21 protein-coding genes are annotated in these 21511 nt (G+C 41.2%); 4 read left to right on the forward strand and 17 right to left on the reverse strand.

Annotated features, from left to right (window positions below; all coding sequences use genetic code 11):
* Positions 1–109 precede the first annotated feature (109 nt).
* Positions 110–3130 carry an ATP-binding protein gene (locus PTI45_RS21160; RefSeq protein ID WP_069329569.1) on the reverse strand — a complete coding sequence of 1007 codons (3021 nt, stop codon included), beginning with the start codon at positions 3128–3130 and terminating at the stop codon, positions 110–112.
* Positions 3130–3522: a response regulator transcription factor gene (locus PTI45_RS21165; protein ID WP_069329570.1), complete on the reverse strand. Its 393-nt coding sequence runs from the start codon at positions 3520–3522 to the stop codon at positions 3130–3132. Before PTI45_RS21165 ends, PTI45_RS21160 begins: the two co-directional genes overlap by 1 nt.
* Before the next feature lie 268 nt (positions 3523–3790).
* On the opposite strand from PTI45_RS21165, the gene PTI45_RS21170 reads away from it, so the two are divergent.
* Positions 3791–4303 (forward strand): CcdC family protein, encoded by a 513-nt coding sequence (locus PTI45_RS21170; protein ID WP_069329571.1) that lies wholly within the window; start codon positions 3791–3793, stop codon positions 4301–4303.
* A gap of 100 nt (positions 4304–4403) precedes the next feature.
* Here PTI45_RS21170 and PTI45_RS21175 read toward each other — a convergent pair whose 3' ends face one another.
* Positions 4404–5417, reverse strand: a complete 1014-nt coding sequence (locus tag PTI45_RS21175) for an NADP-dependent oxidoreductase (RefSeq protein ID WP_069329572.1) — start codon at positions 5415–5417, stop codon at positions 4404–4406.
* Between the two features lie 266 nt (positions 5418–5683).
* On the opposite strand from PTI45_RS21175, the gene PTI45_RS21180 reads away from it, so the two are divergent.
* Positions 5684–6664: an L-lactate dehydrogenase gene (locus PTI45_RS21180; protein ID WP_069329573.1), complete on the forward strand. Its 981-nt coding sequence runs from the start codon at positions 5684–5686 to the stop codon at positions 6662–6664.
* 141 nt (positions 6665–6805) lie between these two features.
* Here PTI45_RS21180 and PTI45_RS21185 read toward each other — a convergent pair whose 3' ends face one another.
* From PTI45_RS21185 to PTI45_RS21210, 7 genes are all read right to left on the reverse strand, one after another.
* Positions 6806–7570, reverse strand: coding sequence for an alpha/beta hydrolase (locus PTI45_RS21185; RefSeq protein WP_069329574.1), 765 nt, complete (start codon positions 7568–7570; stop codon positions 6806–6808).
* Between the two features lie 171 nt (positions 7571–7741).
* A complete protein-coding gene (locus PTI45_RS21190; protein ID WP_069329575.1) occupies positions 7742–8776 on the reverse strand; it encodes a metallophosphoesterase family protein in 1035 nt (344 codons plus the stop codon).
* A gap of 16 nt (positions 8777–8792) precedes the next feature.
* Positions 8793–8909: an SMR family transporter gene (locus PTI45_RS23955; protein WP_175425241.1), complete on the reverse strand. Its 117-nt coding sequence runs from the start codon at positions 8907–8909 to the stop codon at positions 8793–8795.
* A gap of 2 nt (positions 8910–8911) precedes the next feature.
* Entirely contained in the window at positions 8912–9751 is an 840-nt protein-coding gene (locus PTI45_RS21195) for an HAD family hydrolase (protein ID WP_083243665.1), read from the reverse strand.
* Positions 9752–9906: 155 nt separating this feature from the next.
* On the reverse strand, positions 9907–11199 hold the full coding sequence (locus tag PTI45_RS21200; protein ID WP_245703536.1) for an ABC transporter substrate-binding protein: 1293 nt from the start codon (positions 11197–11199) through the stop codon (positions 9907–9909).
* 272 nt (positions 11200–11471) lie between these two features.
* Positions 11472–12428: a carbohydrate ABC transporter permease gene (locus tag PTI45_RS21205; protein ID WP_083243681.1), complete on the reverse strand. Its 957-nt coding sequence runs from the start codon at positions 12426–12428 to the stop codon at positions 11472–11474.
* Positions 12429–12430: 2 nt separating this feature from the next.
* Entirely contained in the window at positions 12431–13264 is an 834-nt protein-coding gene (locus PTI45_RS21210) for a carbohydrate ABC transporter permease (protein WP_425415587.1), read from the reverse strand.
* Positions 13265–13505: 241 nt separating this feature from the next.
* Here PTI45_RS21210 and PTI45_RS21215 point away from each other — a divergent pair, with 241 nt between their 5' ends.
* The gene (locus PTI45_RS21215; protein ID WP_069329577.1) at positions 13506–14075 is read left to right on the forward strand and encodes a GbsR/MarR family transcriptional regulator; all 570 of its coding nucleotides are present in this window, start codon (positions 13506–13508) and stop codon (positions 14073–14075) included.
* Positions 14076–14315: 240 nt separating this feature from the next.
* On the opposite strand, the gene PTI45_RS21220 is transcribed toward PTI45_RS21215, so the two are convergent.
* The 6 genes from PTI45_RS21220 to zwf all read right to left on the reverse strand — a co-directional run bounded on the left by PTI45_RS21220 (position 14316) and on the right by zwf (position 19860).
* On the reverse strand, positions 14316–14780 hold the full coding sequence (locus PTI45_RS21220) for a universal stress protein (RefSeq protein WP_245703526.1): 465 nt from the start codon (positions 14778–14780) through the stop codon (positions 14316–14318).
* 54 nt (positions 14781–14834) lie between these two features.
* Positions 14835–16049, reverse strand: coding sequence for an MFS transporter (locus PTI45_RS21225; RefSeq protein ID WP_069329578.1), 1215 nt, complete (start codon positions 16047–16049; stop codon positions 14835–14837).
* A gap of 26 nt (positions 16050–16075) precedes the next feature.
* Positions 16076–16495, reverse strand: coding sequence for a MerR family transcriptional regulator (locus PTI45_RS21230; RefSeq protein WP_069329579.1), 420 nt, complete (start codon positions 16493–16495; stop codon positions 16076–16078).
* 386 nt (positions 16496–16881) lie between these two features.
* Positions 16882–17010 (reverse strand): hypothetical protein, encoded by a 129-nt coding sequence (locus PTI45_RS24575; RefSeq protein WP_281181705.1) that lies wholly within the window; start codon positions 17008–17010, stop codon positions 16882–16884.
* A 290-nt stretch (positions 17011–17300) separates the two neighbouring features.
* Positions 17301–18197 carry a phosphogluconate dehydrogenase (NAD(+)-dependent, decarboxylating) gene (gnd, locus tag PTI45_RS21235; protein WP_069329580.1) on the reverse strand — a complete coding sequence of 299 codons (897 nt, stop codon included), beginning with the start codon at positions 18195–18197 and terminating at the stop codon, positions 17301–17303.
* 166 nt (positions 18198–18363) lie between these two features.
* Positions 18364–19860, reverse strand: coding sequence for a glucose-6-phosphate dehydrogenase (gene zwf / locus PTI45_RS21240; RefSeq protein WP_069329581.1), 1497 nt, complete (start codon positions 19858–19860; stop codon positions 18364–18366).
* Positions 19861–20309: 449 nt separating this feature from the next.
* Here zwf and PTI45_RS21245 point away from each other — a divergent pair, with 449 nt between their 5' ends.
* Entirely contained in the window at positions 20310–20795 is a 486-nt protein-coding gene (locus tag PTI45_RS21245; RefSeq protein WP_083243667.1) for a MarR family winged helix-turn-helix transcriptional regulator, read from the forward strand.
* Positions 20796–20876: 81 nt separating this feature from the next.
* On the opposite strand, the gene PTI45_RS21250 is transcribed toward PTI45_RS21245, so the two are convergent.
* Positions 20877–21482 carry a TetR/AcrR family transcriptional regulator gene (locus PTI45_RS21250; RefSeq protein WP_069329582.1) on the reverse strand — a complete coding sequence of 202 codons (606 nt, stop codon included), beginning with the start codon at positions 21480–21482 and terminating at the stop codon, positions 20877–20879.
* Positions 21483–21511: the final 29 nt, after the last annotated feature.

Consider the following 21511-nt stretch of genomic DNA (forward strand, 5'->3'; position numbering starts at 1 on the left):
TTTACTATTCTAAGCGTATCACAAAAACACCTTCACACTGAAATGGCTATAGATCAATTGGATCGACTTAGCTTATTTTTTCAGTAGAAGGTGTTCTATGATGGAATGCTTATTCAGGATTGTGAAGGTCTTCTTTAATCCAATCCACTTGAATAAAATCTTCATTTACTTGTAATTCCGCTTCGCCAAGTCCATTTTTTTGCAACGTAGTCTTGACCGTATCTTCATTTTGCATAGCAATTACCAGCCCTGCACTTTTGGTTTCACTCTGAACTAAATGCATCCCTAGCTCTAGCAACCGTTCTACACTAAATGGTTTCTGCAAATAACGTTCATTTGGAGTCTCTGCATAATTATCGGGTTGATCTAAAGCAGAAGAGATGATTACAGGCACATGGCGATACGCTTTATTGTTTTTGAGCACTTGAATAAAGTCCCAGCCATTTTGAGGGCCATGAAGCTGTACATCGACCAGACATAATAGTGGCGGTTGCTCACTATATTCTAGAGCTAACAATGCTTCTTCTGCGGTATCCATGCGCAAGATCTCGTAATGCTGTTCTTCAAAAGTAGCTCCGATCAGCCGTGCTAGATTTTCATCGTCTTCGATCACAACGATTTTGTTATCCAGTGTACGCAGATGGAATTTAGGCAATTTCACATAAAATGTACTGCCTTTTCCTAAAATCGAATCAAAGTATACTTCTCCACCCAAATCTTCCACAATCTCTTTAACAATTGCCAATCCTAAGCCTGTGCCACCAATCTGACGACGATCTGAATTGTCTACCCGATAAAATTTACCGAACATATGGGGCTTCGATTCTTCAGGTATGCCCAGACCATAATCTTGTACCGCCGCAATCCAGTGGGTATCTCCATCCATCAAACGAATATCGACCCGTTCTTGTCCGGGCGAATACTTAATCGCATTACTGATCAAATTATGCATAATCTGTGTAATCCGGTCACTATCTGCTCGTACCAGACACACGCCTTCAGGCACATCAATACCAATCGTATATCCCTGCTTGTTATCCCATTGCTTGGCGACATTTTGTATAATCGGATTCATATCAAATGGAACCAATGTATAATTCTGCTTGCCTGATTCCATCCGCTGTAGATCTAGAAAATCGCTAATCAGATTAGACAACCGATTCGCTTCTCTATGAATCGTTTCCATGTATTTCTTCGCTTTTTCCGGTTTTACTTCACGATGAAGCAGAATCTCTACAAAGCCTAAAATACTCGCAAGCGGTGTACGCAGTTCATGAGATACAATACTCACAAATTCGTTTTTCAACTGATCGGCTTGCTCTTCTTCTGTACGATCACGGAATACAAATAGATGATAATTTTCAAGATTCATCCCTTTGATCATATTCATATACATTTCCATATAATAAATAGAACCATCCCGACCTTGTAGGGAGAACTGCGTTTTCCATTCTTTCGTCTCATTGGTGAGTAACTGTTGAATCTGCTCACTGAGCATCGTATGTTCCACGGTATGCTGATCTAGATATTGGGCAAGCGAAGTAATATTAGCACCGGTAGATAGTTCTGGATTCACACGACTGACCTGCTGGTTGCAAAACGAAATGGTACCTTCAGGATCACACAGCACTAAGCCTTCGTGCAAAGAATCGATAATTTGCTGAATCGTATCTCGTTGTTGCTTGAGCATGCGCTTTTCCAATTCCAATTCAAGATTGAGTTCTTCCAGACGAACACTTTGTTTACGCCGCTCTTCACTCGCTAATTGAGCTTGATAAGCCAGTCCGAATTGCCCGATTAATCCTTCAGTCATCAGCTTGTCTTTGATATGAACCATAAGACTACCGTATGTGGTAAACAGAACAAATCCGAGCACATTCATCTCTTCGTTGAAAATAGGATAATAATGATCGTCAGCCCGCTCATATCCGTGATGGACGCCTTTTTCTTCCATACTTAGACTGCGACTACGTACCACAGGAAGCTTTTCTTCTAACACTTGTAATGCTGGGCCAAATAAATGTTCAATCGCTTCTCCATGTATCGTACGCGGCCATCCAATCGAATACACCATCCGGGAAGAAGCAGGATTACCAATCTCATCTTGCACCACTAACATCAGAGCATCGTGACGAGTAGCTTGCATCAATGCACGCAGACTACTTTCCAAAAAGTCATTCATTTGTGCAAAACCGGTAAGTTTTTCCTGATACGAATTAATCAGTTGTAACTGTGTCTCACGTTCGGTTAATCGTTCCAAAATCGTTTCTTGCTCTTGCTGTTGCATCAGAATCTCTTCATTCTGCGCTTCCAATTCATCATGCTGTTCTCCCATTTGACGGAGACTTTCTTCCAATTCTTGATGGCGTTCTTTCAATTGATCGCTCATATGATTAATACCGCCAACCAGACCGCCGATTTCATCTTTGGAAAACGTATCTTCTAAATGAATATATTCGCCGTGGCTAATCCGCTCGACCACTTGTTCCATTTGAGCGATCGGGTGAATAATCGACTTCCGCAGATACCGAATCAAGATAATCGCTGTGCCTAATCCTAAAAAAATTAAAACAAGCGGTACAAACAGTATTAACGAATTTAAATGTCTACTTTTCGCAATCAGATCATTCACTTCTTGCCGTTCAATCTGCATTAAGCGATCCAGTTCACTATTGACCGATTGTACCAGACTGGTCGTGATCGTCTGCGAGATACGATTGATTTCAGCTTGATTATTCTGCTGTTTGAGCGTTTGCATCACTGGAAAATAGCTGAAGTATTCTGTGCTTTTACTTGATAATTCATCCAACCGGGAATCTTCAGCCTGTGCTTGTTTAAATGTATTTAATCGTTCAGTAAATGCATCACGACTGGTCTCTGCTTCAAGCAAAAATTCATTTCGATCATAAGCAAGATACGCTCTAAAATCAGACACTGCTGTACGATAATCTTCATCCATATCTTGAATCTGATTTTGCTGATCCAGATGGATATTAATATCATTCGTAATATCTGCTGTTTGTTGCTTAAAAAACCATTCCACCATAAAAATAATAATGCCAAAAATCAGAAAAAGCGCAATCGTCCATAATGCGACGCGACGTGCCAGTCCCCCGCGGGCTGGATTCATTATTCATCCCCTCCGCCGCTGCTCGACAGTAATTCTTCTGCTGCATCCATCAATTGTAATGGACTAAACGGCTTCGACATATACAAAGAGACTCCCGCTTGCTCCGCACGGATTCGATCTTTCTCCTGTGCTTTGGCGGTCAGTAAAATAACAGGTTTCTGCGCATTGACTCCACCACTTTGACGTAGCCATTCACAGACTTCAATCCCTGTCGCTTCTGGCATCATATAATCTAAAATCACAAGGTCAAAAGGGTGACTCGACAGCTTTTCTTGAGCTTGCTTACCATCTTCTGCTTCAACCACGTTGTACCCTTCATCTGCTAATGTTTCCTGAAGCAAAAAGCGTAAAGCTGGTTCATCTTCTGCGATTAAAATTTGATACGTTGTCATTTCATGTATCCCCTTTGTTGTAAAAGATTATAGAATCATGTCTTGCGATGCCAAGCTTATATACGGTAATAGATCTCCTCTACATTTTACTATATTTAACTATTTCGACAAAATTGCTTTTGATAGATGTAGGTCTTTATCATCATAAGTAAAATTTTAACAAAATAGACGACTTTACAAGCTTTGCTACCGTCGATCGCTCCTGTTAATATGATATAATGAAAGCGTAATTCCATTTTAATTACAGAAGAGGGGTTTGACCTTTATTATGCTACAATTTAGTCCCTCATTTTTACAGATCGGATCTACTGTTGGTCTTCTAGTGATTGCGATAACCGCTATTTTGGTACGTTCTCGTACCAATCACCGACCGGTTAATGCCAAAAAAATTCTGATCCCACCTATGGGAATGAGTACTGGTTTTCTAATGTTTGTGGTGGCTGATTTCCGGGTATCCTGGATGTGGGCTTTAGGTGCTTTTTTAGCAGGATGGTTTATTTTCTCTTATCCTTTAATTCGCGGTACCAGATTCGAACGTTCAGGCACCGATATCGTGGTTCAGCGTTCAAAAAGCTTTTTGTTTATTTTGATTGGTCTGTTGATGATCCGCTTACTATTGCATCGGTTTATTGAGCAATATATTTCAATTCCGCAGACAGCAGGCGTATTCTTTATTCTGGCATTTGGAACATTATTGCACTGGAGAATCTCTATGTATCGCCAATATCGCAAAATGACTTCAGATCCAGATATCTCGTTGTCTCATCCATCTACCAAATAACAACAAAAAGCCGACTTCTATCTATATAGATAAAAGTCGGCTTTTGTATTAGAGTACACTATTATTAAAGTTCATTGATCTTTGATGATAAAGTATAGGATTAGTCGGTGACTTTAACCAATTGTTTACCTAGATTTTCACCACTAAATAATCCAATAAAGGCTTTAGGTGTATTTTCAAAACCTTCTACGATGTTTTCACGATATTTGATTTTGCCTTCTTTAACCCAGCTACCCATTTCTTTCAATCCTTCAGCAGCATCTGCGGCATAATCGCCTACAAGGAATCCTTTAAGCAACACAGTGCGTTTGAGTAATGTCGGTTGAATACGTGGTCCGATATCTGGTTTTTCATTGTTATACAGTGAAATTTGTCCACATAATGGAATACGAGCATTGGTATTGAGTAGATCGATTACAGCATCTGAGATCTCGCCGCCTACATTGTCAAAATAAATATCGACACCATCCGGACAAGCTTCTTCTAGCGCTTCACGGACAGGTTTCTCATCTTTATAGTTAATGACTGCATCGAATCCAAGTTCATCTAACAAATAACGATTTTTTTCTTCTGAACCGGAGATCCCTACAACACGGCATCCTTTAATTTTACCAATCTGTCCTACCAACATCCCTACAGCACCACCTGCACCAGAAACAACCAATGTCTCACCCGGTTGCGGATTACCGATACGTAGTGTGCCAAAGTAAGCTGTTAATCCAGGCATACCCAGTACACCAACAGCTGTAGAGATAGGAGCCAATTCGGGATCGACTTTGCGGCACGTATCCGCTTCTACTACTGCATAACGTTGCCATCCCCATCCACCAACAACGATATCGCCTTCTTGATAACGAGAATCGTTACTTTGCAGAACTTTACCGATAGAACCACCGGCTACAGGTTCATTTAGAGCATAAGAAGCAGCATAAGACTTCGCTTCACTCATGCGTCCTCTCATATAAGGATCAACCGATATATATAAAGTTTGAATTTGCAGTTGTCCTTCTTTAGCTTCCTCCAGTGGTTGCTGATCTATCGTAAAGTTTTCTGCGGTAGGTACACCTTTTGGACGGCTTACCAATAGAATGCGTTCATTTTGAATAGTAGACATCATTTATTCCTCCTTGTTTTGCTTACTCTTTACTATTACCCTTAATCATCTATTCTATCGCTTATTCACACTTTTTTCACATTCTGATCATTCATAATAAATATTAAGTTAACTTTCATGACACACCTGTTAATAATAGACAAAATAAAGTAGTATAATAAAAGATGATGAATACTTAATTGACATTAAAATGCACTTTAGTTGTGTTTTGTATCATATAGATCAATCAACGTTAGAGGTATATTTAGATTAGTAGGAGGTTAGCTATGCGTAGAAAATCAAGAAAAGTCGCTATAGTGGGTGCAGGAATGGTCGGTGCAGGTTGTGCCTATTCGATGATCAATCAGTCGATTGGTGATGAGATTATGATGATTGGACGTACACATGAACGTGCAGTCGCTCAAGCTCTTGACCTTTCCCATTGTATGGAGTTCACATCCCATCGTACCAAAGTGTATGCAGGAACATTACAAGATTGCGGAGATATGGATATTGTGATTATTACAGCGGGTGCTAATCCTGTACCCGGTCAGAATAATCGAATGAATATTCTCCATGAGACGGCGGCTATTGCTCGTGAAATTACAGAACCGATTGTCGCAAGTGGATTCAACGGTGTATTTATTGTTGCGGCTAATCCGGTAGATGTGATTACTCATCTAGTATGGCAAATTTCAGGTTTTCCGCGTGAACGTGTGATCGGAACAGGGACATCGATCGATTCTTCCCGTCTCAAAACATTGCTGTCTGATGTCTTTTCAATTGATCCACGCAGTGTACATGGTTATGCGCTTGGAGAACACGGAGAATCTCAATTTGTAGCATGGTCGCATGTAACGATTGGTGGTAAGCCTTTATTGCATATTCTGGATCAACATACGGCTCGTTTTCCCGATCTGAATCTGGATGATATTGCTCGCAAAACCAAAGATGCAGGCTGGGAGATTTTCACTCGTAAAGGGAACACTCAGTTCGGTATCGGTAACGCGCTTGCTTATATTGCCCGTTCAATTCTGAATGATGAACAACGAATCATTGCAGTTTCTTCTATATTAGAAGGTGAATATGGACAACACGATGTCTGTGCAGGAGTACCTGCAATTATCGGCGGTGAAGGTATCAAAGAAATTATCGAACTTCAACTGACCGCAGAAGAGCAGGTCAAGTTCGAATATTCTTGTCAGCAAATTCGTAGTGGTATCGAAGCTGTTCTTCCTGTGATCATTCCAAATAGTGATGTTGTCTAATTTATAATCAATCTATCTGCTCACTCTAAATAGTGAACAACTATCAAATAAAAAAGAGCTATACTTCTGAATCATCAGATCGTATAGCTCTTTTGCTTGTATTAAATATTCATTTATAAAGCTATATTATATTCTTTCTAGTTACTCTCCCGAACTCGATGCTGCATCCCACTCTAGATCTTCCAGAAATCGGTATACATCCTCAAAGACCAGATCATGTTGCTTGTCCATCGTTAGAATATGACCGGATTGGTCATACCATTTCAGCTCCTTGAGCGGCATAGTCAGATCTTCATAAATAATTCGGGCACTCTCTAGATAAAGCTCTTCATCAAGCTCTCCCTGCATAATCATTGTCGGTGCAGAGATACGCTTCACTTGACTAGCGGTGGAGGCGATTAGTTTACGCAGTTGATCCAGACTGTGTAGTGGCTCTTCAGCCAGCTGCGTCAGTTCCTGCTCAATCTGTGGCTCTTCTTTGCCCTCAATAGACTTGAACCAGCGAGCATATTCGAGTACCCGTCTGAGGATATCCTCATTGTCTTTTTCACGTATAGGTGCGCACATAGAGACAATAGCTTTGGCGGGAAACAGAGTTCCCAGTCGCAGGGAGAATACACCGCCCAGTGATACACCAACTACAGCGATCTCTTCATACCCTTCCTGCTCCAGATATTCATAACCGTCTACAGCACTTTTCCACCATTCCGAAGGTTTCGTATGTAGCAGTTCCTCTGGAGTACTGCCGTGTCCTTTATACAGCGGTCCGTGGCAGGTATACCCTCTATCATTCAGAAAACGTCCCAGTTTGCGGACATGCAGTGTATTGCCAGTGTATCCATGTAGCAGTAGAGCAGCCCTTGCTCCTCCGCGATAGGTAAATGACTGAGGTGGAACCAGTTTCATCCGATCATCTCTCCAATTCTATTTTCTCTATATTATAAACAGAATGACTGCTCTAAAAGCAGAACCAGAAGTAAGAATACCATATTTGCTAGCGGTAACCTAATCCACAGTATACGGATCAGAAGTCCTCGCAGTTGTTGGTTATCCTACTTCTGGAGAGAGATTCCTATCTTATTCTGTTACTATGATACCATCGGAATAAGCCACTATATAGTTCGCTTCTTCAATCCATGTACCTGTTACAAAGTCCCTTCCGCGAACATGTACATAATGCTCGTAAATATCCACCTCGTAACCTTCGCTTCCTTCCAGATATTCATCCTCATCGGTCCACAGATAAGCAACTGAAGAAGCATTGAACATCGTAGGTAACTGGCCTTGTCCATCATACATAGTATGCGGTGCTCCCAACTGCCAGTGCGTATGTCCCGTAAACAAAATCACCTGCGGATATGTAGATAATATATGGCGTAGTGGCTCATCCTGATGTACCCCGTACCAGCCCTGCTGTTCCAGTGAACCCGCCACCGTATTGATCAAAGGCTGATGCAGAAACAGAAAGATCGGTCGCTCCTGTGAAGACTGTTCTGCCAGCTTACGATCAAGCCAATCCAACTGTTCCTGCGTCAAATGACAGTCTTTAGACAACGGCTTTTCGGTACCGATAAAAATAAAATGATAACCGCCAATCCAATGGTCATGATAAGAACCATTTGTACCTGTTGCTTCATTAAAATTACCAATCCGCCGCTGCCACAGTTGTTGCGAAGCTGTGTCATTCTTTTCTGGCAGAGAAGATTCAGCGCCTATTTGCGCCTGGTATTGCTCCCATAATTCCAGCAGTTGCTTACCCTTCAATCCAGTCAATTCCTGCGGTGCTTCTTCCCAAATAAAATCGCCTACATCATGATTTCCAATCGTAAAAAAGAAAGGGGGTAGCTGATCACGATACTTTTCCCATATCCGTTGCATTTCCCGATATTCTGCTTCCAGACCGTGATCCGTCACATCTCCTGTATGCATAACACCGAGACTATCGAGGCCACGCCGAGCAATATCTGCTAATGCCCTGTCCCAGTGAAGATTATGAATATGTTGCGGATCTTCTGTCACATGCGTATCTGTAATGACCTGAAAGCTAGCCAGACGTTGTCCGAAATTATGGTTGTCCAACTGTAAAACAGAATTGTTTTCCCAAGACTTCATTGTGCATCACTCCATTTCAATCCGATAATTCCAAAAATAAACTGAATTCATATGACATTTTCATCATAATCGTACCGATTAACTCCAGCACAATCGCCAGCAGAAGTAGAATCCAGCCTTTATTCCCTATCATTCTTACACTTCGTCATGCTCAAGTAACTGGGTAAAAGAGAAAATAACGGCGTCCGCAGACTGCCTGTCCACACCTGTACCTATACCGATCGCAAGTGCGGAGTCTGCCGCTCTGGCCATCTGCATATCTCCATTCGTATCGCCAATCACTGCCGTCTGATCCGGGGCAATACCGAGTTGCTCGCAGGCAAGCAGCACCATATCCCCAAATGGCTTGCCCTGTAACACCTGATCATTGCCCATAATCACTTCAAAATAATCCACCATTCCCATCCATTCTAGATGCTTGCGGGCACTGTCTGTATCATCTGCGGTTACGACGCCAAGCCGTATTCCCTTTTCCCTACAATGATCTAGAAATTCCCTTACTCCTGGTAGCGGATATGCGGGTCTAGCATGCTCCATAATCAGATTGGCTTCCTGGATACAATCATGTACAATCGCTTTGGATACCGCCCATGATAATCCGGCACGATAGCCATGCCAGATCAGTACAGCATATACTTCCTCCATCGTACCCATCGCTAGCGGTCCACGGGCATCATAATCGACCATGCGTCCCTGCTCGTCATGTATCGTTCCCCAAATATGAGGAATATCTTCCTGACTGATCGAACAATCACGCTCTGCCAGTCGAAAATGCACCAACCGCATCACTTCGTTAGTCCAGAATCCCCACATACGATTAAAGTCGAGTAGTGTACCGTCCTTATCCAGTAACACTGCCTTTATGGATTCGAAATTCCAGAGTCGATTATGGATTGAATCGAGTAGATCCGGTTGCTCTTTTATAGATTCTGCGGTTTCTTTGGATTTTCTAGTTTCTCTGCTTACTTCTGCCATGTGTACATGTCCCTTTCCTGCGTGTAACTGAAGACAGTGCACAGCATTACGCAGCTGCACACTGTCTTTGTTTATTTACTGTTGTCATTGCTAACATTACTGTGCTCTTATCATCAGTCTGCCCATTGGCTCAGCGCTTTAGTTTAACAATGCAATTAACGACTATTCGCACGGTCTAGCTCCTGTTGGGCTTTGACTTTGGCTTCTTGCAGTGCCTGTGTAGCGGGTACATTATTGATCTGTATCTGATCAGCAGCCACTTTGAGTGCATCATTGATCTTGCCACCTGTCGGGTCCTGAAATGGTGCCGATGCATGGGAAGCCTGCTTCAGTGGGACTTCGATCTGTGGATTTTTTTGACTGAATGCTTTGAATTGCGGATCTTGCAGTGCCGATTGACGTACCGCAATATATCCGGTATTGATTGACCATTGTGCTGTATTGGATGCTTTGGAGAAGTAAGTCAGCCATTTGAATGCTGCTTGCTGTTGCTCTGGACTTGCTTTAGCGGGAATACCTGCCATAATCGCATTCGCGACTGGCTTGCCTTCACCTTTTCCTTCCCAGCCCGGCTGTTCCATCGCGCCGACAATTTTGAAGTCTAGATCGCCCTGATCTCCACTTGAGCCAGTATAACCTGCTGCTTTATTTTTCATCACATCATCGATCGTTTTGTACCAGTATTCCCATCCCTGTCCGCCAGAGTGGATCGTCATGATCTGGTCTTCATGAATCCATTTGCGGAACATATCCCATGTCTCGATCCATTCCGGTGAATCGATCATAACTGTCTTGCCATCATCGCTGATTATTTGGCCGCCTTTACTCAGCACAGCATCGATCATATTTTCACTACCCCACATCGGTTCCCAGCCATAGAAGGTCGTTTTTCCATTTTCTTTTTTGGTCATTTGGGCAGCAGCTGATGCAAGAGATTCCCAGGTAGTCAGACTGGCTGGATCAATTCCGTTAGCTTTGAGCGTATCTTTACGGTAATACATGATCTGGGTCGTGCCGTACATAGGCAGGAAATACTGCTTGCCATCCACCTGTCCCTGTGTCAGAAATGTCTGTACAAAATCGTCTTTCTTAAAATTAGGATCATCTGCAATAAATTGATCCATCGGTGCATAATAACCTCTTTTCGCCCACTCTACATTAGAGCTGAGCACAGCGGCAGGCACCTGACCGGAAGCGATAGCTGCTTGCAACTTTTGTTCGGTCTCATCATAGTCTGCCTGTACGATTCCTTTGACGACAACATCCTTTTGTGAAGCATTGAATGCATCGATTGTTTTTTTCATATTATCACCTAACTTACCACCAAGTCCGTACCAGAATTCGATCTCTACCGGACCATTGGATGAAGCGGTAGAACCTGCTGCACTGGTTTCACTGTTGCTTGGCGATCCGCAAGCTGTAGTTAGCAGGAAGCTAGAGATGACCATTAATGGCAAAGCTGATTTCCATTTTAGCAAGGAGCGGCGCTTGGCAGTACGGCGATGCTCTGTCAGCGATCCCGGATGCATACTAGAGTCAGACTTGTGATCGTTGCTCTCTGCGTGAGAATTGATATTTATCATATTGTTAATACGTTGTTTGACGATCTCTTTTCCGAATAAACGAAATAATTTCATAGTCGTAATCCCTTCTCATATGTAAAATGGTTGCCTGTTACATGCAACTGTAATAGCCAATCTGTATGTTTCTCAGATTGCTTTTAGCTCTTGTTTACCCCTGCCGACATATTTACACTTTGCATAATCGTTTTCTGGGTAAATAAAAATAGAATCAACAGTGGAGCAATAGTGAACGCACTAGCAGCCATAATTTGCGGCCATTTCAGACCATAGGCTCCTCCTTCCACAAAGAAACTTCGCAGCCCTGCCGATACTAGCTGAAGATCAGGACTCTTGGTAATAAGCATCGGCCAGAAATAATTGTTGTACTGCTCAATAAAAGTAATCAGCACCATTACTGCAAACGTAGAATGCGCCAGCGGTGTGATGATAGTCCACAGAATCCGGAAATGAGAAGCACCATCAAGCTGCCCTGCCTCCACCAGTTCGTGGGAAATCTGCATAAAGGCTTGTCGGATCAAGAAAATCGAGAATACACTGACACAGTTGGACAAAATCAATCCGGTATAACTGTCCAGTAGCTGTAACTTGCTCAATATTAGATAGCTAGGCAAGTATACGGCTGTACTCGGAATCATATAACCGAGCAGTACGATACCAGTGAACAGCCCTTTAAGCCGAAAGCGCATATGTGTCAGCGCATAAGCCATCATGCTGGAATTGATGATCTGTAGCAGAGATATCGCTGCGCCTACACCGATGCTGTTGAGAATATAGCGAGCAAACGGAGCCGAATGCCATGCATCTATATAGTTGCTCCACAGAAACGTCTCTGGCCAAAATGTTGGCGGAAAGCGGAAAATTTCATCATTAGTCTTAAATCCGCTCATCACCATCCAATAAAATGGGAAAACCATCAGCAGACTAATTATAGTCAGTAGCACATAGCGCACTAGCTGACCTGTACTCCAGCGATAACGAGTCACATTTGCAGGGGCATTGCTTTTACCTCCTGTTTGCTGACTACGTGACCCGGATTCATGCCGACTTGCAGTAATCGGCGGATAAGATGTCTCCTTTTTTTCTACTCGTGTCATATTCACTGGTAATGCACCATCTTTCGGCCGATCAGGAAAGAACATCCCGACAATAGCACACAAATTAGGATAATTACTACAGCCACAGAAGAAGCCTCCCCTACATTAAATGCCTCAAAGGCAGATTGATAATACAGATATAGTAGTGTACGCGTCGAACCTGCGGGTCCACCCTGTGTCATCACATTAATCTGATCATAAGCTTGCAGAGATTGAATCGTTAGGATTACTGCCAGAAAAAAGGTCGTTGGCGAGATCAGTGGCAGGGTAATATGCCTGAAACTTCTCCATGCGCCAGCTCCATCTATTGAAGCAGCTTCCAGCAGATCCGATGGAAGATTACGCAAAGCCACCAGATAGAAGATCATCGCCCAGCCGACCGATTTCCACAGCGTAACGATCAGGATAGCTATAAGTGCCCAATTTGAATCTTGTAGCCAGCCGATTCCTGCTATGCCAAACCAGCTCAGTACATGGTTCGCATAACCTACATCTGGCTGAAAAATCCATGACCAGACAATAGATACAGCAACGGTCGGCGTTACCCATGGAGAGAAAATAAAAGCACGGTATATGCCTGACGTGCGAAGTTTGCTGTTCATCAGCAGAGCCAGTAGCAAGCCGCCTACCAGAATCGGAATCACACTGCCTAGTCCAAATAATGCTGTTACTTTTAGCGCCTGATAAAATTCGGGATTGCCAAGCAGGTACCGATAATTATCCAGTCCGACAAACAGCTTATCTGGACTCATAAAATCCCAGTCCGTAAAGCTCAGATAAAATATGTATCCAAGAGGGCCGAGCCAGAATACCAGTAGCGGAATCACAGCTGGCATAGTAAACAGCAATGCCTCGGTCTCTCGGAATATTCTCGTTTTCAATGCATCCACTCCTGTGTTCAATTTTTCTTTAATACTTGTCTTCATTTAGTCTTTTTCGTGTTATTATATATTCTGTACAAGAAATATTGTACAATCAAATTCATATTGATGAGTTATCACAGTGTAAAAACATTGACGATTCATGTAAAATTTATTGCTTTGACCGGAAATAAATTACATATTATGAGGTGACATGATGGAAAAGGAAATAAATGAGATATCCAGCGACCCCTCCCGTTCCAGACAGCAAGAGCTTCGCGCAGACATGATTGAGGCGATTGCCCAGACGATGGATCTGTATGGAGTGAATCATTCCTTCGGTCAGCTATATGGCGTTATGTACTTCGAAGATCGTCCAATGACCCTCGAAGAGATGAAAAACGATATGAATATGAGTAAAAGTAATATGAGCTATGCAGTCCGTTCTCTAATGGAGTCACGTATGATTCACAAGCTAGATGAAAAGCGTGACCGCAAAGATCAATATCAAGCAGACACAGATTATTTTCGTACATTTCAGAACTTTTTTGGTAGTCGGTTGCAACGGGAGATCGATGTAATGACCGCTTCTATGGAGGAAGTTATTCCCGAGCTGTCGGAAATCATCCTTTCCCAGCATACAACAGCCGAAGAAAGGGAAAGCTGTCTTCGTGATCTTTATAAGTTGCAACATGCTCAGCAATATTATAAATGGCTACAACATTTTGTAAGCGAATTACAGGCAGGATCTTATTTCCCTTCTTCCACTGCGCCACAAAATGAGTAATCCAGCAGATCGATAATAGAATAGTGTTGAAGCTGTTCTACCCGTAGTCATTGCTAAAAACGATACTTTCTAAGATGTTGTCTAATTCATAACCACTCTATCTGCTCACTGTAAATAGTGATCAACTCTCAAATAAAAAAAGAGCTATACTTCTGAATAATCAGATCGTATAGCTCTTTTGCTTTAGATTGAGGTCTATCGACGTTATACATCGATAGTCATCTATTTGTATTCTGTGCGTTATTTTACAGTCAATACTGGACAGTTCGCATGCTGGATAACTTTGTGGCTAACACTTCCAAGGAATAGTTCAGACATTTTACTCATCCCTCTTGTTCCCATCACGATCAGATCATAATTCTGGCTATTCGCTAGATCACAAATAATGGTCGCTGGATCACCTGTCTGATAATTGATATTATACTGAATCCCTGTAGGATTAAGCACTTGACGATAAGGTTCTGTCATTTCATGACCTTCTTCATTTAACTTGGCATCTACATCGATCCCCAGGGGTGGTTCAGCAACCATCATTACCGGATTGACATGAACTGCTGTAAGAGATGGCTTATTGGATAAAGCTTGAATCAATTCGATTGCTTTCTGCAAAGCTCGATCAGCATGTTCTGATCCATCTACAGCGACTAATATTTTGTTAAATATCGAACTCGTTGGCATCTGCTCTTGGGCTTGAATATCATTCATCGTTATCCTCTTCCTTCTATTATATAGATTTGAACTGTAAATATAGTTCAATGATTAGTGAGCATGGGATACATCAATATCACGTAAATGGCGACGACGTACAATCAATACGATTACCCCGATAAATACCATTAGAGCACCAAAGTAAAATGGCATCTGTGCATTGTACCATTCTGATAATTTACCAGCTAACCAAGGAGAAGCCGCACCACCTAAGAAACGAACAAAGCTATATGAGGCAGAAGCTACAGAACGTTCTACAGGAGCCGATTCCATAACCGCTGTTGTAATCAACGTATTATTAATCCCTAAGAAAATACCGGCTACAATTACAGCTACAATCACAGTCGTTGGTGAACCCATAAATGTACCGATACCCATCACTAACAAGTCGATAGTAAATAAGGTCAACATAACACCCATCGAAGCAGCAAGGTTGAAACGGCTTTGTAATTTAGGTGCTACAAATACGGAAGTGAAAGCAAGCAAGATTCCCCATCCAAAGAATACATATCCAAGTCCATGTTCATCTAAGCCCATGACATAAGGAGAATAAGCCATTAATGTAAAGAATCCAAAGTTATATAAAAACGCTACAATCGCTAATGTTTTGAGTGCTGGATAGCTAAGTGCTTTGAACGGATCGGCTAGTGAACTGCGTTTAGTTGGTTTGGGAATTTTGGGTAACACGAATAAAATAAACAAGAAACCAATCACCATCAATACACTAACCCCGAAGAAAGGACCTCTCCAAGAAATGGAACCTAATTCTCCACCTAGCAAAGGACCGACTGAAATCCCAAGTCCCAATGCCGCTTCATACAAAATAATCGCTTTGGCTGTACCTGATGTGGATAATCCAACGATGGCAGATAATGCAGTTGCGATAAAGAGTGCATTACCAAATCCCCATCCTCCACGGAACCCAACGATTTGAGCAATCGTATCTGATGCACCGCCCAATGCGGAGAACACAATAATAAGCAAAATCCCACTTAATAATGTCCATTTCACTCCGATCCGACTGGATACAAAACCTGTAATTAACATGGCTAGACCAGTAACCAGGTTATAGCTTGTAAATAATAAAGACACCTGACTTTTACTAGCGTGTAATTGATTAGCAATCGCTGGCAAAATAGGATCGACTAGACCTAATCCCATAAATGAGATCACACATGCAAAAGCAACAGCCCAGACTGCTTTAGGTTGGGAAAACAACCCGCCACGTTCAGGCAGTTCTTTTAAAGTTGATGGTTTGGTACTCATATTGATGTATTCCTCCTTGGAAAACGTTAATTTAATTTAGCGAGTCCTTCTTGAATCCGTTGACGCAATAGTTCTGCATCTGCTTTGAACGCATAAATACGGCTTAATTTCTCATCCACCATATGTAGCTGTTGATCTAACGTCTTGTTCATTTCAATCAATTGCTGTCGACGTTCTTCTTCATCCGTAGTGTTGCGGTATTGCTCGCGCTGATCATTGAGCATCTCGGTTACTTTGACATAATGCTGTAATTCTTGAAGCGAGAAGCCTAGCACATCGCGAGCGTTGATGATTTTTTTGAGCCGATCAATATCGGTCTGACTGTACAATCGTGTTCCGCCTTCACTACGCTGAGGAGAAACAAGCCCAATCTCTTCATAATAACGAAGCGTACGCTTGGTTAAGTTACAGGCTGTAGCTACTTCATCAATCTTGTAGAGAGTCATTTATTATCCCCACCTTTTTTGAAATAAATCTTCTTTTATATAAAAATATTTACATATTGGTTATGTAACTATAATACTACTATCTCACGTTAACGTCAATGTTATATCGTAAATTTATATGTATTTTTTGTTATATAATAATTTAATGCAGATTTATTATATTATCTTTATTACGTATCCTCTATCCATATTTATTATTATTAAAATTTATGGTTATATCAGATGATTACGTTTCATTTTATTGTCCTTTTGTGTATACTAAGAATATAAAGAAAGCCTACAGTGGTGGTACACTGTAGGCTGGATCGACAAGAACAGGCAGCAAGTAAGACGACGCTACACTGTCAAACAGCATAAGAAAAACCGCCGAATAAGACTTCTACCTCTTAGTCCCGGCGGTTTTTCTTTTGTTTTGCTTTTTTCCAGATTGCGATAACTTTGTTCAATCCAACGATTAAGCTGGTTAACTTGATACCTGCATCTAAAACAATAAGCAATAACTCCAAGTATGACATGGCTTCACCCCCTTTCGGGTTGCGTCGCCATATCATTCACCACCGGCACTTTGTCTTTCCTATCTTATTGTAGCATAATCAATGATCAAAAATAACTTAAATACGTTAAATTGAATTTATAGATTGAGATATAAAAAAAGCGACTCTATTTTAAAATAGAGTCGCTTTTCTCATTCAACCAGAAGAAGTCGCGCTTTGACTGCCAAGCGCTGATGTAAGATATTTTGCTTCGCAAAAATCACTTTTCTATTCAACTAGAAGAAGTCGCGCTTTGACTGCCAAGCGCTAGATTATTGTTTTTTCTCTACAGCGTGTCCGCCAAATTCGTTACGTAGTGCTGCTACAACTTTACCTGTAAATGTATCGTTGTCTAGAGAACGGTAACGCATCAATAGAGACAATGCGATAACTGGAGTTGCCATTTGTAGATCCATTGCTTCTTCAACAGTCCATTTACCTTCACCTGAAGAATGCATGATTCCTTGAATTTCTTCCAAGTTACCATCTTTTGCAAATGCGTTTTCTGTCAATTCCATTAACCATGAACGAATAACAGAACCGTTGTTCCATACGCGTGCTACTTTTTCATAGTTGAAATCGTAAGGGCTTTTCTCTAACACTTCAAATCCTTCACCGATTGCAGCCATCATACCGTATTCGATACCGTTATGAACCATTTTCAAGTAATGACCGCTACCTGATTCGCCTGCATACAAGAAGCCATTTTCAACCGACGTATCACGGAATACCGGTTCAACCACGTCCCAAGCTTCTTTGTCGCCACCAACCATATAACAAGCACCGTTACGAGCACCACTCATACCGCCTGAAGTTCCTGCATCCATGTAACGAATCCCTTTTAATTTCAATTCGTTATAACGACGAATTGATTCTTTGTAGTGAGAGTTACCTGCTTCGATCACGATATCATTTTCGTTAAGCAATGGAGCGATCTCGCCCAATACAGAATCAACAACACCATGAGGAACCATAATCCATAGGATACGTGGAGATTCTAAGTTAGATACTACTTCTGCTAATGTATATGCAGGTGTTGCACCAAGATCAGCGATTTCTTTAACTGCTTCTTTGTTTAAGTCAAACGCAACAACCTCGTGGTTGTGATCCATCAAGTTTTGTCCAAGGTTCATACCCATTTTTCCTAATCCAACTAATCCGATTTTCATTGTGTAACCCTCCGTGTCTTTTTTGTAAAAGTAGTTGTTACTCACTATCCATAAGTCTTTTCTCTCTTATCTATATCTACAAAGCCAAATCTTGGCTTTAGATAACATGTAGAATACGCTCTGTAAAAACATAGCACAGAGCGTATTACCCAACTTATAATACCTGTTAAACGACTGCTACTGGAGTAGAAGCTTGTACAGGTTGATCTTTTAACCATTGGAATCCTTCAACAGCAAGCAATTCATTGGAAGCTTCTGGGCCATACGTACCTGCTGCATAATGATGGATTGGCAGATCGTTATCAGCGAATGCTTCTAAGATCGGCTGTACCCACTGCCATGACAATTCAACTTCATCCCAGTGTGCGAAGAATGTAGCATCTCCACGTAATGCATCATTGATCAGCAATTCATAAGCTTCTGGCTCATTATCTGAACCGACTTTGAATTCAGCAGTCATAGGCTCAAGGCGACCTGTGATGACATTTTTATGATTTAATTGTAGTGTGATTTTTTGATCTGGATTAATGCTGATTACCAACATATTTGGTTGAGCATCACAAGCTACACAGATATCTTCATTTTTCATTACATCTTTAAATTCAATCACAATACGAGTTGATTTCTCTTTCATACGTTTACCAGTACGAATATAGAAAGGAACACCTTGCCAAGAGAAATCATCTACCCATACACGAGCAGCGATAAATGTATCTGTTACTGAACCTGGAGTGATGCCTGGCTCATCTTGATAAGAAGCTAATGCTTTACCATTGCTTTCACCCGCACTATATTGAGCACGCACGATATGTTTGTGCGCATCTTCTTTAGAAATAGAACGTAAAGATTCAGCAATGTGTTTTTTGTGAGAGCGTACATCGTCTACGGTGTGACCAGCAGGCAATGTCATAGCTGTCATCATCAACACTTGCAACATATGGTTTTGCATCATATCACGAATAGCACCCGTATGATCATAATAGCCTGCACGTTCTTCAACACCAACTGTTTCTGCTGCTGTGATCTGTACATTAGCAATATGACGGTTGTTCCAAAGAGCTTGGATCGCCGGGTTCGTAGAAGCTAAAGATTCCAAGTTTTGCACCATTGGTTTACCCAAGTAGTGATCAATACGGAAAATTTCTTCTTCTGCAAACGTTTTGCTTAACTGTTCATTCAATTGACGAGCAGAAGCTAGATCATGTCCAAATGGTTTTTCAATAATCAGACGTTTCCAGCCTGTTGTTGTTCCAAGTCCACTATCTTTAATGTTTGTAGCGATCACTTCAAAGAATTCAGGAGCTACAGACATATAGAACATGCGATTTTGAGGAATATTTAATTCTTTTTCACGAGCTTCAACGATTTTGAGCAGTTCTTGATAACCTGCTGTATCATCAACATTTAAGATATGGTAACGGATCGAGCGAAGAAAAGCATCTACCGATTCGCGATTTTCTGGTTTGTTACGTGAGAATTCTTCTAACGCCTGTTCTACGTAAGTTTGGAATGTAGCATCATTGAACGATTTTCTTCCTAAACCAATAATTGAAAAAGCTTCAGGCATTTTGCTATCTACAAACAAGTTATACAAAGCAGGGAAAATTTTACGTTTTGCTAAATCCCCTGTTGAGCCGAACAATACAAAAGTCATTGCTTCCATTCGTTTCTCCTCCAAAGTACCCTACTCCAACACATTTTCTATTCTATCGTGCGGGTATATTTGATCTAATTAAAATGTGGTCATTTTACACTTGCCGAAAAGATACGGTTGATATAGCAACTATATCGCCAAAAAATAAACGAGCATTTTTTATTATGTACGACTTTACATAAAGAAAGTCGTCGCATATCCAAATCTCGCTTTAAAGTCAATCCGTCGTTGTGTCTCTTTTGTGACAGACACTGTTTACAAAATCCACAATAGACCTTGTGTCGAACAATGTCAAGAACAAAAATGAAAGTTTCAGAATGAACATTACTTATTCCGTCAATTTATTATCGGTATTTTGATACTACTTGTGAATAGCTTCGTTGACAATAACGGTTACAAGTGATAGTCTATTTTTGCACAAAAGGTTGCTATAACAACTAAAACAGTAGGTGAATGCTATGCCTTATGACGTAGAAAAGAGTTATACCGTGTTGATTCGCGATGTTCATTTAGCAATCTCCGGTCATATCAAAAATAAATTAGCTCCTTTTAACCTCGCACCTGAACAAAATTTCATTATGATGTTGTTATGGAAAAAAGACGGCATTACGCAAAATGAAATTGGCGAGCGATTAGGAAAAGACAAAACAAACATTACACGTATGATTTCTAATTTGGAAAACAAAGGCTTTGTCCGTAAAATCACATGTACTGATGATCGACGTTGCTTCAAAATCTATCTTACCTCCGCAGGCGCACAACTTGAAAATGAAGTCTGCCCTGTGATGGAAGAAATCAGTCAGGAACTGGTGGATGGAATTTCGGCAGAAGAACTTGTCTTGTTGCGCCAGCTTCTTACCAAAGTCCGTGATAACGCCAGCACAACCGCTCCTTCTCTTTGTCCAATTATCGCTTCAGAATCCGTACCTATGACTAATCAGTAATTAATCTTTCTAGTTTGTATAGATATCAGGTAAATCCTCTTTAGATTTAAAGAAGCGGGATTTGCCTTTTTGGCATGTCTGTTACTCTTTATCTTCCGCATACATCCGAATAATCTGAATCGGCCCACGTGAATTCAGTTGGATCATCTGTTCTGTCATTTTCTCAGGCGTATAGGGCATATCGTTATCTAACCACCAATAAATAACGCCTACATAAGCAGAACCAATATAACTAGCGATCACATCTTTATGGACAAATAACTTATCATCATCAAACCGCGAAAACTTTTCCTCATAAAAAGTAGTAATATACTCCTTCATGTATTCAATAAAATTAATACTGGCTTTGCGTTCAAACATCACTCGAAAAAATTCTTTGTACTTGATCACATACTCAAAAATCCTTTTCGCAATATAGCGTTGCAGATCATCAATCGAAGGATTAACAACCGATGCTTCTTTGGCATCCCCAAATAATTCGCCCAAAATCTCATCGGTGGTTGTATATAATAAATGATCTTTTGTTTCATAATGTAGGTAAAATGTTTTACGGTTTAAGGTGGCAAGGTCGGTGATGTCCTGAATTGTAATCTGTGCATACGGTTTGCGATCCATCAAATCGATCAGTGCATCTCGTAATAAATGGCGTGTACGTTGCACACGAGGGTCTATCTTTTTGTCTGGCAACAGAATTCCTCCTTCTATTTTGTTTCATG

Source organism: Paenibacillus nuruki (genome assembly GCF_001721045.1).
Lineage (GTDB): Bacteria > Bacillota > Bacilli > Paenibacillales > Paenibacillaceae > Saccharibacillus > Saccharibacillus nuruki.